The sequence below is a fragment of the Klebsiella sp. GW_Kp181 genome (genome assembly GCF_040062315.1).
Taxonomy (GTDB): Bacteria; Pseudomonadota; Gammaproteobacteria; order Enterobacterales; family Enterobacteriaceae; genus Klebsiella; species Klebsiella oxytoca.
The window spans coordinates 61,894-75,637 of record NZ_JBEAFR010000065.1 but is presented as its reverse complement, the minus strand read 5'-3'; the positions used below and the strand labels follow the sequence as shown (position 1 = coordinate 75,637).

Below are 13,744 nucleotides of genomic sequence, written 5' to 3'. Positions count from 1 at the left end.
GTATAGCGGACGTTTTCAAAGCTATAGGCTATTGGTAGCATCATCAGTTCTGGCCTTTTTTTCATGTTACTAACCGTGCGAACAGGGCGCCAGGTGAAATGGTCTGCTGACAGAGCGCCATTTGCAATTATCTTCCCCGCTTATCAGAGAACTTCATTTTGGTGAGATCGCCGCGTCTTTGTATGGTGACTATCGCCATCAGCATGGGGTTTTGAACACAAAGGGCCATGTTGTTGTGCCTCCCTGAACATGACGAGCGCGGCGTATTCAGCGATATCCATGCCGAGCGGCATGCCCTTTGTGATGGCCGACAGTTGGTTATAATCCCCGATATTATCGCCGATTTTCGCCGGTTACCTTTTGAAGCCTCATCGTTTTCTGTGGTGGTTTTTAATCCCCCACATCTTGAACGTGTCGGACCAAACGGATGGCACGGTAAAAAAATATGGAAAGCTGGATTGGGACAACTGGGGAGATGATCTACGCGCTGGCGTTAGAGAGGCATTTTGAGTACTGAATCCTCATGGTGTTTTAATTTTTGGCCTGGTTTTAAATAAATGTTGAAGTTGATAGTTTTTGGTGATATACCATAATAATAGTATATTTAAAGATTTAGAGGCCATATTATGGCAAATGTTAAATCTTTGATTTCAGATAGTTAAAAAACATCAACATCTCAACAAGAGCCGTTGCTTTGATATTTAAAGGAAATGCTCGTATTAGGTTCAAAAATAGATCAAGTAGTTCAATGCAATATATTCCGTGCTTTTGCAAGAGCAATGGATTTTAAAGCTCGAGAACCTGTATGCGTTTAATGTATACATTGTCTTGAAATTAATTGTAAAAGTAGTATGCATTAATGAAATTAGATTTTTTATATTGCAAATTAAAATAAAAATTATCACATACCGAGGAGTTAAAGTATATGAGGCCAAAAGAAGTACTTTGCCAATGGGTTGACGCATTTAATAATGCAGATATAGAAACCATCTCAGAATTATATGATGATAATGCAATAAACCATCAGGTTGCCAATGAGCCAGTTGTTGGGAAAGAGGCTATAAAGAAAATGTTTGAACAAGATTTTTCTTACGCACAAATGGTTTGTATCGTTGAAAACATTTTCGAAGATGGGCAATGGGCAATTTTAGAGTGGCGTGACCCATTCGGTTTGAGAGGTTGCGGTTTTTTTCAAATAGTAAATAATAAAATTTTATTTCAAAGAGGCTACTGGGATAAGCTATCTTTCTTGAAATTGCGCAATTTACCTATTGAATAAAATAAATATTTACCCTATGTGAATAGTTTGCAAATTTCTTAAAATTTTCGTTAAGGGAAGTGTAATAACTTCCCTTTATAAATTGTTATAATATCAACTCTGTATTAAAACATAGCCTAATTTTAAGTGGGACGAGATTGCTGGCTGGGTTATGGCATTGATTATCGCGAGCTGCGCGCCTGCGACTATGGTGCCCCAACGATAACTGACCAAATTCCGAACCGGAGCTACCGGGCAGCAAGTAACGGATCCGTTGCCGACGGTAACCGTAGGGACATCAAAACGCCCGGCGGGAATGGTCATGCGTGGGGGATTGTCGAGGCAGATTTTTCTTCCCCAAAATCAATCTTTATCCTTAAGACACCCTTTTACACTGTGCAATTATTGATGAAATAGCTTCATACATATCCTTGTTATGGCGGGCATAATAAAAACTTACGGTGCTTTGCTTTCCGCTAAAATCTGCTATATCAACCCATGCTACGGTGTTTCCTCCTGCGTCCAGAATGTTATATCTATAGGAACCGTCTGGCAGCGAGTCATCCTGTTGCATCAATAAGTCGTTGTTCACCGCTGCGGATTGTAAGCATGACGCGACTTCATTTTTATAACCATTAAAATAACTCGTGCGTAATTCTGGATGTATCCCGACAAGGCCGGGGTCCACACAGCCGGTCAGGGTGATAAATATAAATGCTAATAATGATATCTTCATTGGGAATAAACTCCTGATATGAGGCTTTAGGGTAAGCCGCAAAAAATAACTATGCAAATGTTTACCTTTAGTATCTTGATATTATCAATTGTTGTAATTGTGTTATTTAAAAAAGCAAATTTAAATAACATCCGTGGTTGTCAATTTTTATATTTGTTATGTTTATCATCCATTGAATAAAAATATATGGGGCAGGTCACAATCAATGATGATTTTTACTTAGTCAGATACTGATTTCCATGCTTATAATTTAACTGGTGAGTTCCGTAATTCAATGGCTAATACATTTTGTTACAAAAGCAGGCAGTCATCTCATGCTTTATAATAAAATATCAAACGTCCCTCTTTTCTTATTTAAATGTTCTGTGTGATGTGCGCCCACATCAAAATGTGAGTTTTTATAAGATTTAAGCTAAAGGGATGAAATAAGCGATAAATGTATTGTAAATAGCAAGAGTGTGACTTAACCTTGCTGTGTTGTCATGTTAGTACCTGTTCTTAAGTTTTTAGCGTGAGGGATTATAATGTTCTCCAGGAAAATTAAAATTTTTAGTCTGTTTCTATCTTTAATGGCCGCCGGACAGGCGATTTCCGCCGTTAAGTCCCCAGACGTCACTATCTATGCGCAGAAAGAGGGGGCCGGAAGTGTATGGAACAGCGTGACGGGGAAAGCTGAGCATTTGCTATCATATCAGGTTACGGTTAACAACAACTCCAGTGAACCTTTGGTTCCTGGTAAAGATAATAAAATGTGTTTTTACCTCGATGATAATATGGGGAAAACCTTAATGGGGCATGGGATACAGTTAGAACTTTTATCCCCATATAAGCCAGGAGAGTCCCGCACTGGCGTCATTTACTTTTCCAGTACTGAACCCGATATGCTGTCATTACCTTATGTCAAACTTGGTTTAGGTTCCCGGTGTAAATAACTCTTTTTTAGGATTATTAATGTCGGATAAACAGGTCAGGGGATTTACCTTTAGCGGCCTGTTTTTCTTTAATATAAATAATTAAAGCAAAACAGATTGCTCTCCCTTTTTTATCCTTTCTTTTCCTCGTCAGCAAAGTATAAGCATGCGGCGGGCTTCCGGGTTAACCGACTGGATTAAGCAGATAGTGGACCAGGGCTGCCGGTGATTCGTTGAGCAGGGCGGTTTAACGCGAGAAAACGGCCAGCGCTTGCGCGAGGCGGTGCTGTCTCGCGGCAACAGGACTGATCTGATTTAGCTGAGCGTTATCGCCAGCGACGCGGGCAGGATCCGGATATTGAGTGGTGCCGGAAAACCGCGGGCTGAGGTTCGTCAAGCGCTTTGTCGATTCATCGAGAACCGGGTGCCAGAGCCCGGTTTTTGTTTGTTTTCTTCTCCAGCGTCATCCCTTAAACGCATCAATATTGGCCTGGAGATTCTGTTGGGGGGGCTAAAATGCATGCGCATTCGATTTAACCTTAGCAATAAACTTCTCTGTAAGGGACAGCCCTTCGATGATTTCCTTATCTACTACAGCAATTCCATACTGGATGATTAACTCAAGTAGCCCTTCATAGCTCTGTATGAGCTCCTGAAGGCTGTTGAGCGTTTTGCGATCGGAAACTGAGGGGCTCCGGGAATTCGCAGTCGTTTGATTAACAATCCACTCAAGGTTGGCTTTAATTATTTCTATGTCATTGTAACTATACATATTTCATGGGCTTAAATCCTCATTTCAAGATTTTTTTGAGAAAACGTGTTTCTGCCTTCACAGAATGAAGCTGTTGAATAACATTCAAAAACGCTATTACTGAAGGTGTCGATGGCCTGGTCAGACTGGGGGTGAGCTGCAGAAGCGGTTCCTGTTGAATAGCGCTGCTACTGGCATATCCCGTGAAGAAGGGCGCGATGCGCATTATCTTAATTATGCAACGGTTCGCCGATATATCAAGAAATGCACGGTACAAACTGCGGAAAAGTCATTTTCCCTGCGGGATCAGTTTGCTCACCTGCGAACCGTATGCAAGAGCTGCAGGTGAGCAATTTGCTATGAAGGCAGAACCATAGCGACAAAATTTTATCGTCGCACTGCTGGCAAAACCAACAAACAGTTTATCGCCGGGAACATTTTAGGACTTACCTTACTCGTTACATCAATATGTTACGACAGTGAGGTAAATTGATAGACGGAACCTATATTGATATGTCGCCGGGTTAAATCTACTGTATGTATAAACAGTATTTATGTGAGCGGATACTTACAATGATTTTTTACACCCCAGCAGAGCTGCGAGAAGTCCTTTCACTTCCGCTATACAGTTGTCTCGTTCAATGTGGTTTTCCGAGCCCCGCTCAGGATTATGTTGAACAACGAATCGACCTGAACGAACTGTTAGTCAATCACCCCTCAGCGACGTATTTTGTCAAAGCTGCGGGCGATAGCATGAAGGATGCGGGCATTGGTGAGGGGGATCTTCTGGTCGTGGATAGCTCAAGAACTGCAGTCCATGGCGATATCGTGATTGCCGCGGTGGACGGGGAGTTCACCGTTAAGAAGCTGCAGCTTCATCCACGGGTTCAGCTCAATCCGATGAATATCGCTTATACCCCCATCGTCGTGGGTAGCGAGGACACGCTGGATGTATTCGGTGTGGTGACGTATATCATCAAAGCGGCTGGCTGAGATGTTCGCCCTGTGTGACGTGAACTCATTTTATGCCAGCTGTGAGACGGTGTTCAGACCCGATTTAAAAGGGCGGCCGGTGGTTGTCCTTTCCAATAACGATGGCTGTGTGATTGCGCGCAGCGTAGAAGCTAAAGCCGCCGGGATAACGATGGGAGAACCGTTTTTCAAACAAAAGGATCTTTTCAGACGGGCTGGCGTAGTTTGCTTCAGCAGCAATTACGAGCTTTACGCGGATATGTCCAACCGCGTGATGACAACGCTTGAGGAGATGTTGCCGCGGGTAGAGATTTACAGCATTGATGAGGCTTTTTGCGATCTAACGGGGGTGCGAAACTGCCGTGACCTGACGGAGTTTGGTAAAGAGATCCGCGCTACGGTTCTTAAGCGTACGCATCTGACCGTTGGCGTTGGCATTGCCCAAACGAAAACCCTTGCTAAGCTCGCCAATCATGCGGCTAAAAAATGGCAAAGGCAGACGGGCGGCGTGGTTGATTTGTCGAACGTTGAGCGTCAGCGCCGGCTGTTGGCCCTGGTTCCCGTGGAGGATGTCTGGGGCGTTGGCAGACGCATCAGTAAGAAACTGAATACGATGGGCATCAAAACGGCTCTGGATCTCTCAGAGCAGAGCGCATGGGTTATCCGAAAACACTTTAATGTCGTACTGGAGCGAACGGTAAGAGAACTTCGCGGCGAGCCCTGCCTTGAACTGGAAGAATTCCCGCCGGCAAAGCAGGAGATCGTCTGCAGCCGATCTTTCGGCGAACGCGTCACCGAGTATGAGCAGGTGCGTCAGGCGATCTGCTGCTATGCCGCCCGCGCGGCTGAAAAGCTGCGCGGTGAGCATCAGTACTGCCGCTTTATTTCGACGTTCGTGAAGACTTCCCCCTTTGCACTGAATGAGCCTTACTATGGCAACAGCGCCCAGGTGATGCTTCTCATCCCCACGCAGGATTCCCGCGACATTATCCATGCGGCGGTAAAGTGCCTGGATAAAATCTGGCGCGATGGCCACCGCTATCAGAAAGCTGGCGTCATGCTCGGCGACTTTTTTAGCCAGGGCGTCGCGCAGTTAAACCTGTTTGATGACAACGCCCCGCGGCATAACAGCGGCAAGCTTATGGAAGTGCTCGATCATCTCAACTCGCAAGAGGGAAGAGGCACCCTTTATTTTGCCGGGCAGGGTATTCAGACCGCATGGCAAATGAAAAGAGAGATGCTTTCGCCGCGTTACACCACGAGATACAGCGATTTGCTTCAGGTCAGGTGATAGGGAGAACGCCGCAGATCTATACCATTCCGTTCTTAGCAAGTTGCCTGTTTGAGCTCGCAGCTCGGATAACACGCCAATATCAGCGCAGGGTTCAGGTTGATTCCTGCCCCAGGGTTCCGCGAAAATTGCAGTAATAACCAATAGAGGCGGTGAGACAAAGCATATAACCGAATGATTCACTGCCTTCCTCAACGACATTTTTTACAACCCGAACGTAACCGTCATCGAGTATGGCCTGCCATAAACCTTGCATACCGAAGAGTCGGGAGAAGACCAGAATAGCCAGCAGCCCGCTGATTAACATGCCGTACCCGGGCGTACGGGTATATTGTGTAAGCTGTTCCATGGTCTGACGATAATGAATAAGTGGATTAATTAAGGCTGCCAGAGCGGCAATCAGCGCAAACCACACCCAACTCCCGTGAGAAATAAGATCAAAAAGGGCGTCCAGTTCACGAATTAGCATGGCAAGGAAAAAACCGCCAATAAGAATATTGCAGTAGCGCATGGATTTATACTGCTTCGCCAGCAGAAAATGAATAACAACGATGGTAGCTAACACCAACTCCTGAACAATTTCAGTGAGTGACAATTCCGAAATATTATAATCCCAATAATGTATATCGACCCACAGGCAAAGTACCACAAATGCGCAGGTACAAGCCGCGCCAAGGAAGAAGAAAAAGCTTTTAAGTACAGTCATTAACATCACCAATTTTGATTATGGCGAATATGATAGGTGACGTTAATGTAAATTCTGTTCACTTTGTGCTGTATAATAACCCTTCTTTAACACATGATGCGGATTAGCTTATTCTGGGTGATATATTTTACGAACATGGAACGATCGCGCCTGTAAGAGGTATATGCAGATTGTGCTTAGCTGAGCGCTTGTATCAATTCCGGTCCCTGGTTTTTCACATTACCTACCGCTCGCGATACCGGGTGCCAGGCGAAATGGTCTGCGCAAACCGCCCCGTCGGCAATAATCTCTTCCGCTTCTTTCCCACCGACATCCTGGCGCATCCATTCTCTCGCAGCTTCAGGTTCCAGCACTAACGGGCGGCGGTCGTGAATATCGACAAGGCCTCGATCGGCGGCGGACGTGACGATAAGAAACCCTTCCGCTTCATCGCCGCGTTCGAAAGGTACGCTGCCGATCGCCGCCATGAATAGAGGCTTACCGTCTTTACGATGGATGAAGTAGGGTTGTTTTTTATCACCTTCACGCTTCCACTCGAACCAACCGTCGGCAAAGCAAATCGCCCGGCCATGCTGCCATAGCGGTTTAAACATTCTGCTGGTGGCCGCGGTTTCGGCACGAGCGTTAATAAGCGCGGGTTTGTCCCACCACCCGGGGGCATAGCCCCAGTGTACCGGATCGAGGTGCAGCCGTTCGTTACGTTCGCTGAGCAACAGAACTTTGGTACCGGGCGCCACGTTATAGCGTCCTACAGGCTGCGGATCATAAGCAATGTCGCGCTCGGCTTCTTCAGCCAGATAGGTCAGATATTCTTCCCTGGTTTGTGATTGAGCAAAACGTCCGCACATAGCCACCTCTAATCGGATATCAGATTTTAAGTATAGGTCAGTATGCTTCTCCTCTATTTTCAACGGCGCCGTGGCTGCAATCGCGGCGGACCTGGCCCTCTCGACGTTCGTTGAGCAGGGCCCGGTTTATGGCGCAAATATCCGCTACTCAATCCCTTTCAAAAATTAAAACCTGAGAAAGTTCTGAATAAATTAGTGTCTATATTTCAGTATCCTGCGCGCTTTTATCTGATTGCAGTGATAAATGTTGTGAGCGTAGCCGAGAGCCCAAAAGCGATGGCAAAATCCATTTAACGTCCACGCCTGAGATAATGTTTATCCTATTATTTAACTAACTGATTAAAATCAATATATCTGGATTATTTATTACGTTAGGATGACCTTACAACTAACGGGGATAAATAATGAAAAAACTACTCTTAATTGCTGTTGTTATTGGGTCTTTAACAGGATGTGCCAGCGTTCCACCTCTGAATTTTTCTACACCTGGCGTTGGCGTTAGCCAGAAGAAAATTGATGCACAGCTAAAATCACTCACGGTTTCGCTTGCGCGTCCCGATGAGCAGAAAGGCGATATCGTCGCGGGGATGGAAACCATTACCCCCATTTGGCGAGACTCGTTACAAGAGGCGCTCGATAGAATGGCGATCTTTAAAGATAACTCTGCTAATACGGTGAGCCTTAACGTGAAAGTCTTAGCGATTGACGTTCCGAGCTTTGGCATGGCCATGACAACGAAAGCCGTTGCGCGTTATGAGGTAATTAACCGCTCTAATGGCGATATTATTTATACGCAAGATATCGAATCTACTGGAACTGTGCCTGCATCCTATGCCTTCGTGGGCGTTGTTCGCGCCCGTGAATCAATAAACCGCGCGGTACAAAACAATATTACGCAGTTCTTACAAGCGTTAGAAAGCATCGAACTCTCCCGCCCGATGTTCCCTTCGAAGGTAGATAAATGAGACGGGTCGCTTTAGTCACGATGCTCACGTTGTTAGGGGGGTGTGCGCAGGATATTTCCCCGAATAGCTATTCCGTGGGTTCGGTAGGCATGGTGAATCGCTCTATTGCCGGCACTATCATTAGCGCGCGACCGGTCGATATTCGCGGCACATCCGCTTTGGGCGGTGCTGCGGGTACGGCCGCGGGAGCGGCTGCAGGGTCTGCAATTGGAGGAGGCACTCGCGCGAATATTGTCGGCGCTATTGGCGGGGCGGTTGTCGGGGGGCTAACCGGCGCAGCGCTTGAAGCTTCTGCGACAAAACAGACGGGGATGGAATATGTTATCGAAACGGAAAACGGTAATCTGATGACCGTTGTGCAAGGTAATACCCCCTTGTTTGTCGAAGGTAATAAGATACTCGTACTATACGGCAGTCCTTCACGTATCATTGCCGATCCTCGGCATTGATACAGCAATGAACGCCGGGCGTAGAGCCTGATAGCTGCCAGTTAAGCGTATTGAAGGTAGCCGCAACCTGCGCGTTGCGGCTGTTTTTTGCGGCTTACAGAAGAGCCAAACCTGCGCCACTGTCCCGGTACCCGGCTGCACAACACCAGTTCGGGAAACGTCAGGCTGCATGGGCAGGCGGGCGGCAGAAAGTGAGCTCTGCCCCGGCTTTCTTCACCGAAGGATCTTACACCTTAAGCAGTTTCACCGTGGCGTCGATGTCTATCTCATCTTCCGTGAAGATGAGCGTGGTGCCCTGGAAGGTGGTGATGGCCAGCTTTTTGACCGAGCGCATTTCCCCGGGCTTAGCGGCTGATTTTGGCCTGATATTTCCCATCAGCAGGCCCACGGAGAGGACCGCGTTCTCTTTATCAATACGGGCGTCGGCAGGCTCCTCCTCGTTATAAACCAGGTAAGATTTTATCGACGTGAGCTTAATCCGCTCGCCTGCGATATAGATATATTTGCTTTCCGGGAGGACCTTCACGGCGTACGCTGACAAACCCTTGTTATTGGTTGTGGGTTCAAAAGTGACCGCCGCATCCTTTTTAATCAGCTCAGGGTTGGCAACCTTAATCACATGAAAGTAGCGATTATCGCCGTTTTCATCTTTGATAAATCCAAAACCTTTATCTTTAAACCACGTTGTGATCGTTCCGTTCATCGCCATTACCGCCTGGTTAATCGTTTATCTACTCAATTTTTTGCCGCGCGCAGTGTAAAGCACATTGCCCGCGCAGACTACGTCTAAATCTTTTGCCTGAGCGGGCTTACGCGGTTTACCACATCAAATCATCAGGTACTTTAAAATCAGCATACGGATCGTCTTCATCCTGCTCTTCCGCGCTGAGCGCGCTGTTTAAGACAATGCTGCTGGCGTCGCGCTGGGCGATTTTATCGGCTACGCTTGCCGGGATAATCGCGTATTTGCTTTCGCCGTCGCTATCACCCGCCAGGCGCGCAATGGCGAGGCGACCGCTTATCAGCTGTGCCTGGGTCAGTTTATCCACGGCGATTTTTTTAATGAAATTGTTATCCGTGAAATTAAAATCAATATTGCCTTTAGAAATATCGATTTTATTCATCTCGATGAGCTGTTTGACCTGCGCTTTATATTCTTTCGATAACGCTGCCTGCTTTTGCTGCTCGCTAAGCTGTTTATCCCGCTCCAGCTGCGCTTTCTTATTCTCTTCCACCGCCTCTCTGGCCTCGCGCGCCTGAACGCGTGACTTTTTCGCCGTTCTTTGAACCTTGGCCATCTTTTTGCTGGTCACTAAGCCGGCTTTTAGCATCTGCTCTTGTAAGGTGAGTTTTGTCATCTCGTTTCTGAATCCGCTGAATAATTTGTGGGATTATACCTGTAATTTTAGCGGATGTGTCAGCGTGCAGGGTAGGACCTGGGGATAGAAGCAGAAACGGCAGCAAAAAAGGGCGTCGACGCAAAAAAGTGAAATGAATAAAAAATCACACAGTGGCGATTTTATTTGCTATAAATTCATTTTTATTGATTTTATATGGAGTCTGTCGATGATTGTCAGAACCTGGCATGGTTGTGTTCCCGTTGAGTTTGGCGATGCGTTTGCGGGGCATTTGCAGGCAACCGGAGTGCAGCATTCGCGGAGCATTGCCGGCAACGCGGGCGCCTTCGTCAGGCGGGAAACGCAGGGGGAGTGGGAACACTTCTTTCTGGCGACCTACTGGAACGATCTGGATGCTATCATCGCTTTTGCCGGTGAAGAGTACCATGTCGCCGTCACCTATGCCGATGATGAGCAATTCCAGCTGCTGTCCGATCCGTACGTTTTCCAGTTTGAGGTGGCTGCGGTGGTGGGAATTTAAGGGCGCTTTAAGGATTTCTTGCAGCAATACCCCACGTTCAGGCTCTCAACGCTTCTGATGGCTGACAAACCGCATAGGGGAGAAATAGCCCGGTAGCGGCAAGCGCCTTACCGGGCCGGTGAAGAGTGCGTAACCTGATGACACTCCGGTGTTTCTCAGCCATTGGCGGGCTGGAATAGGGGAAAAGGTGTAAAATCGGCTTGCCATCAGTTTTCAGGCCCGCAGGCTGGAGAATTACTTCCGTCCTGCCAACAGACCAATGACCAGACCGATAGCGCCGGCGGCCAGCAGTCCGGTTAACGGATTTTCCCTGACGCGCTCGGAGACCTCTGAAACGGCATCCGAAGCCTGAGCGGCGTATTTACGGGCCGCGCCTTTTAGCTGATGTTTCGGCGAATCTACCGCATCACCAAACTGCTGCTGGGCTTCCCCGGCAAATTCATTGACTTTATTGCCCACTTTATCGGCCAGATTCTGCGCGTCGTTTTCATACTCTTGTGATGACATGAGACTCTCCTTTCGTTTGACTTATTTAAGTCTAGTGGCTAACAGGCGAAGTACCAATGTTCGGGCCGCGGCGAGCGTCACTCCAGGAATTTTCCCTGGCGTGAGCGCTTACACGCTACCGTGTTTTTGCAGTACGCCTTTATCGTCGAAGGTAAACAAAATTGATTGCCCTAATCCGTTCTGGCAAACGACGCCATCGGCATGAGTTTTATCGGTGATCCCCTGACAGGCCATATTGCTGACATAAGGACGAATCTGGCATTTGAGGGTTTTACCATCCTCAATAATCAGCTGCTTCGATTTGCTAATCGCTTCTGGCGCGGGAGTCGGGCAGGTACCTTCGCCCCAGTTAACGCCGTGATGTTTATCGAACGCCGAGCAGCCCTGTAATAGCCCCGCGCCAGCCAGAAGAAGTATCAGAGGGAGTTTTGTCATTGTATAATCCTGATGGTTATTTTCGTTTTCAGTATAGAGCGGTGCTCCTGCAAAAAACTTCGCCAGAATTGGTAGTATTCCTGTTATTTCAATTGATTGAGATAATTCTTAGATATAAGATCCCTCGGGCGCTGGGGCTGGAAACGTCGCAATTCATAAATAAGAACTATTGATGTTCACAATTCCTCTTTTTTCCTTCATCATTTGTCAGCTTTTACTACTAATAATCAGCGCTTAGCTCAGCATGAGAAATACATTTTTTACTCAAGGCCGGTATGAACTATAAGAAAGTACTGAAGAATACGTTACTGCTTGCTCCCGTGGCGCTCCTGAGTCTGCAAATGCCCGCCTGGGGCGCAGATGTGACGAAAACGGCGACCTGCCAGAAGGCGCCGCCTGCGGTGGACAAAGAAGGCGTGCCGTTACCGCCCGTTGTTGGTAAAGAGGGCGCGCGTCCGGCTTCCCCGAAAGGCTCGTCCGGCCAGGGCGGCGCAGCGGCCAACTGTCAGCCAGCGGCCATCGAAAATTAATCATTGACCTCAACCCGGGAGAGACATGGTGCACCCGTTAATTAAGGTGATGCTGGTTGGAGGGAAAGGCGACGGCCTGATGGTCAGCGTTGCCGATAACGCGACGGAGATTTCCGTGACGCCTGCGCAGTATGGCGCGAAATCCGGTCAGCCGCTGAGCTACAGAATCGTATCGCAGACCATTGATGATGAACGCTATTTTTTCGGCGTTTTCAACGAGAGCCATGAGGATACGGAAAAACTCAAAAGAGTCGCGCTAACTCGCGGCATGAAAAAACTCTTCGGCTAAGCCGGTTCCGGGCGATCGCTTGTCGTCCGGTCTCCTCATATTTCGTTTTCCTTTTGCCTCCGATACAGTAGAGCAAAACGCTTCTATCAGTTTCGGGAATTTATGATTAACCATATCCGGATAAAAAATTTCAGATCGGTCAGGGATATTGAGCTGGAACTCGGCGCGCTGAATATCGTCTTTGGCCCCAACGGCTGCGGCAAATCCAACATTTATAAAGCCATCCATCTGTTAACCGCCTGCGCCGATGGAAAGTTCTCCGGTTATATCAGCGATGAAGGCGGCCTGGAGAACATTATGTGGTCCGGGCCGAGCGCGCCGAACGATCGCTTTCCGCGGCGGCTGCAGATTGCCTGCCTGACCGATGAGTTTGACTACCAGCTGCAGGTAGGTTTCCCGGAAAAACTGCCGTATCCGACTCAGTTCCAGCTGGATCCTATCGTTAAAGAGGAGTCTATCTGGCTGGCAGGATTTTCCCGACGCCCTTCATCGCGCGTGCTGGAACGCAAAAACCAGGCGGCGTTCCTGGTTGACGTCAATGGTGAAAAAAGCACTTTTACCGACGCGATTTATGAGAATGAATCGATTTTTGGCCAACTGGGCGAGCCGCACCGCTTTCCTGAAGTCTCCAGGGTCAGGGAAACCATGCGCCACTGGCGCTTTTATCACGAATTCAATATAGGCAGACTCTCGCCGTTGCGTCATCCGACGGTAGGTTACCGCTCGCCGGTGCTGGACAGCGATGGGCACAACCTTGCCGCCGCTTTTCAGACCATCGTGGAAATCGGCGCCGAAGAGCTGCTGCATGAGATCCTCGGCGAAGCGTTCCCGGAGTGTACATTTTACTGTGAAAATGAGAATTCGCGTTTCTCGATAAAGATGCGCCGCAATGGCGTCTGGCGACCTTTACTGGCGGCGGAAATGTCCGATGGCACGCTGCGTTTCCTGTGCCTGGCGGTGGCGCTGTTGAGCCCGCGTCCGCCGGCATTTCTGGCTATTAACGAGCCGGAAAACAGCCTGCATCGTCAAATGTTCCCCGCGCTGGCCCGGCTGATTGTCGAAGCTTCCCGCTATAGCCAAATCTGGCTAACCAGCCACTCCGCGGAGCTGGCTGAGCTGGTTTCATCCATGGCGGAAGCCCGGATTTACGGGCTGGAAAATAGCGATGGGGAAACGCGGATCGCCAGCTAGCGGCAACTGACTTATTCGGTGTATTAA

18 protein-coding genes and 3 pseudogenes are annotated in these 13,744 nt (G+C 48.0%); 13 read left to right on the top strand and 8 right to left on the bottom strand.

Translation table 11 applies throughout. From position 1 onward, the window contains the following. Positions 1-227: 227 nt before the first annotated feature. Both ABLV11_RS17015 and ABLV11_RS17010 read left to right on the top strand, forming a co-directional pair. A pseudogene (locus tag ABLV11_RS17015) lies at positions 228-507 on the top strand (SAM-dependent methyltransferase); the annotation flags it as partial. Between the two features lie 418 nt (positions 508-925). Further along, the gene (locus tag ABLV11_RS17010; protein ID WP_134882676.1) at positions 926-1,279 is read left to right on the top strand and encodes a nuclear transport factor 2 family protein; all 354 of its coding nucleotides are present in this window, start codon (positions 926-928) and stop codon (positions 1,277-1,279) included. A 355-nt stretch (positions 1,280-1,634) separates the two neighbouring features. Here ABLV11_RS17010 and ABLV11_RS17005 read toward each other — a convergent pair whose 3' ends face one another. After that, positions 1,635-1,994 carry a hypothetical protein gene (locus tag ABLV11_RS17005; protein WP_004102425.1) on the bottom strand — a complete coding sequence of 120 codons (360 nt, stop codon included), beginning with the start codon at positions 1,992-1,994 and terminating at the stop codon, positions 1,635-1,637. 524 nt (positions 1,995-2,518) lie between these two features. Between ABLV11_RS17005 and ABLV11_RS17000 the strand changes: the two genes are divergently transcribed. Next, the gene (locus ABLV11_RS17000; protein ID WP_348855504.1) at positions 2,519-2,926 is read left to right on the top strand and encodes a DUF4354 domain-containing protein; all 408 of its coding nucleotides are present in this window, start codon (positions 2,519-2,521) and stop codon (positions 2,924-2,926) included. A gap of 172 nt (positions 2,927-3,098) precedes the next feature. Next, positions 3,099-3,292: pseudogene (locus ABLV11_RS16995) on the top strand (hypothetical protein); the annotation flags it as partial. Between the two features lie 124 nt (positions 3,293-3,416). On the opposite strand, the gene ABLV11_RS16990 reads toward ABLV11_RS16995, so the two are convergent. Then, positions 3,417-3,677: a hypothetical protein gene (locus ABLV11_RS16990; protein ID WP_004102419.1), complete on the bottom strand. Its 261-nt coding sequence runs from the start codon at positions 3,675-3,677 to the stop codon at positions 3,417-3,419. Between the two features lie 136 nt (positions 3,678-3,813). On the opposite strand from ABLV11_RS16990, the pseudogene ABLV11_RS16985 reads away from it, so the two are divergent. The 3 genes and pseudogenes from ABLV11_RS16985 to ABLV11_RS16975 form a co-directional block, all read left to right on the top strand. After that, a pseudogene (locus tag ABLV11_RS16985) lies at positions 3,814-3,945 on the top strand (terminase small subunit); the annotation flags it as partial. Positions 3,946-4,229: 284 nt separating this feature from the next. Beyond that, positions 4,230-4,649 (top strand): translesion error-prone DNA polymerase V autoproteolytic subunit, encoded by a 420-nt coding sequence (locus ABLV11_RS16980; protein ID WP_004102417.1) that lies wholly within the window; start codon positions 4,230-4,232, stop codon positions 4,647-4,649. A gap of 1 nt (position 4,650) precedes the next feature. Further along, complete coding sequence (locus tag ABLV11_RS16975) at positions 4,651-5,919, top strand: Y-family DNA polymerase (RefSeq protein WP_126489180.1); 1,269 nt, start codon at positions 4,651-4,653, stop codon at positions 5,917-5,919. Between the two features lie 94 nt (positions 5,920-6,013). On the opposite strand, the gene ABLV11_RS16970 is transcribed toward ABLV11_RS16975, so the two are convergent. Both ABLV11_RS16970 and ABLV11_RS16965 read right to left on the bottom strand, forming a co-directional pair. Beyond that, positions 6,014-6,625: a hypothetical protein gene (locus tag ABLV11_RS16970; protein ID WP_004102413.1), complete on the bottom strand. Its 612-nt coding sequence runs from the start codon at positions 6,623-6,625 to the stop codon at positions 6,014-6,016. A gap of 176 nt (positions 6,626-6,801) precedes the next feature. Then, on the bottom strand, positions 6,802-7,473 hold the full coding sequence (locus ABLV11_RS16965) for an SOS response-associated peptidase (protein WP_233678606.1): 672 nt from the start codon (positions 7,471-7,473) through the stop codon (positions 6,802-6,804). Between the two features lie 404 nt (positions 7,474-7,877). On the opposite strand from ABLV11_RS16965, the gene ABLV11_RS16960 reads away from it, so the two are divergent. Together ABLV11_RS16960 and ABLV11_RS16955 are read left to right on the top strand one after the other, a co-directional pair. After that, a complete protein-coding gene (locus tag ABLV11_RS16960) occupies positions 7,878-8,438 on the top strand; it encodes a UDP-N-acetylglucosamine acyltransferase (RefSeq protein WP_004102408.1) in 561 nt (186 codons plus the stop codon). Beyond that, complete coding sequence (locus tag ABLV11_RS16955; RefSeq protein ID WP_049593071.1) at positions 8,435-8,887, top strand: hypothetical protein; 453 nt, start codon at positions 8,435-8,437, stop codon at positions 8,885-8,887. Before ABLV11_RS16960 ends, ABLV11_RS16955 begins: the two co-directional genes overlap by 4 nt. A 226-nt stretch (positions 8,888-9,113) precedes the next feature. Here ABLV11_RS16955 and ABLV11_RS16950 read toward each other — a convergent pair whose 3' ends face one another. Then, entirely contained in the window at positions 9,114-9,596 is a 483-nt protein-coding gene (locus tag ABLV11_RS16950) for a cold shock domain-containing protein (protein ID WP_032728331.1), read from the bottom strand. 109 nt (positions 9,597-9,705) lie between these two features. Further along, positions 9,706-10,245 carry a DUF2058 domain-containing protein gene (locus tag ABLV11_RS16945; protein ID WP_064344407.1) on the bottom strand — a complete coding sequence of 180 codons (540 nt, stop codon included), beginning with the start codon at positions 10,243-10,245 and terminating at the stop codon, positions 9,706-9,708. 208 nt (positions 10,246-10,453) lie between these two features. Between ABLV11_RS16945 and ABLV11_RS16940 the strand changes: the two genes are divergently transcribed. Then, positions 10,454-10,765 carry a hypothetical protein gene (locus tag ABLV11_RS16940; RefSeq protein WP_026055938.1) on the top strand — a complete coding sequence of 104 codons (312 nt, stop codon included), beginning with the start codon at positions 10,454-10,456 and terminating at the stop codon, positions 10,763-10,765. 234 nt (positions 10,766-10,999) lie between these two features. Here the strand turns inward: ABLV11_RS16940 and ABLV11_RS16935 are convergent, their stop codons facing one another. Then, positions 11,000-11,272 (bottom strand): DUF883 family protein, encoded by a 273-nt coding sequence (locus tag ABLV11_RS16935; RefSeq protein ID WP_004102398.1) that lies wholly within the window; start codon positions 11,270-11,272, stop codon positions 11,000-11,002. A gap of 108 nt (positions 11,273-11,380) precedes the next feature. Beyond that, positions 11,381-11,707 carry a hypothetical protein gene (locus tag ABLV11_RS16930; protein ID WP_004102397.1) on the bottom strand — a complete coding sequence of 109 codons (327 nt, stop codon included), beginning with the start codon at positions 11,705-11,707 and terminating at the stop codon, positions 11,381-11,383. A gap of 275 nt (positions 11,708-11,982) precedes the next feature. Here ABLV11_RS16930 and ABLV11_RS16925 point away from each other — a divergent pair, with 275 nt between their 5' ends. From ABLV11_RS16925 to ABLV11_RS16915, 3 genes are all read left to right on the top strand, one after another. Next, complete coding sequence (locus tag ABLV11_RS16925; RefSeq protein WP_004102396.1) at positions 11,983-12,237, top strand: hypothetical protein; 255 nt, start codon at positions 11,983-11,985, stop codon at positions 12,235-12,237. A gap of 28 nt (positions 12,238-12,265) precedes the next feature. After that, positions 12,266-12,526, top strand: a complete 261-nt coding sequence (locus ABLV11_RS16920) for a hypothetical protein (RefSeq protein WP_024274240.1) — start codon at positions 12,266-12,268, stop codon at positions 12,524-12,526. Between the two features lie 102 nt (positions 12,527-12,628). Beyond that, positions 12,629-13,717, top strand: a complete 1,089-nt coding sequence (locus ABLV11_RS16915) for an AAA family ATPase (protein WP_024274239.1) — start codon at positions 12,629-12,631, stop codon at positions 13,715-13,717. Positions 13,718-13,744 lie beyond the last annotated feature (27 nt).